We start from the raw sequence: 394 nt of genomic DNA on the forward strand, positions 1-394 counted from the left end.
AGAGCATCGGTTACAGGACGGCATTATGCGCAAAGCCCACCGCAACCGTCCGCTGACGGAAGCGCAAACCAAACGTAACCGGTATTTGTCGAAGACCCGGTATGTGGTCGAACAAAGCTTCGGTACGCTGCACCGTAAATTTCGCTATGCCCGGGCAGCCTATTTTGGTCTACTCAAAGTGAGTGCGCAAAGCCATCTGAAGGCGATGTGTTTAAACCTGTTGAAAGCGGCCAACAGGCTAAGTGTGCCTGTTGCCGTCTAAAAGGCGGTCCGGATGCCTTATTATGGGGTGACTGGGGAGAAAAAAGGGGATATTTGGGTAAAATCAGGAGTGATTTGGGGCGAAAACAGCCGAAAACCTGTGTTTGGGTTCCGGCTGTCAGCGAAAAGGTGA

1 protein-coding gene is annotated in these 394 nt (G+C 51.8%); it reads left to right on the top strand.

Annotated features, from left to right (window positions below; translation table 11 throughout):
* Positions 1-262: transposase (locus tag MB824_RS08535; RefSeq protein WP_238748043.1), on the top strand; the 262-nt coding region annotated here is incomplete at its 5' end.
* Positions 263-394: the final 132 nt, after the last annotated feature.

The sequence above is a fragment of the Kingella pumchi genome (assembly GCF_022288825.1).
Taxonomy (GTDB): domain Bacteria; phylum Pseudomonadota; class Gammaproteobacteria; order Burkholderiales; family Neisseriaceae; genus Kingella_D; species Kingella_D pumchi.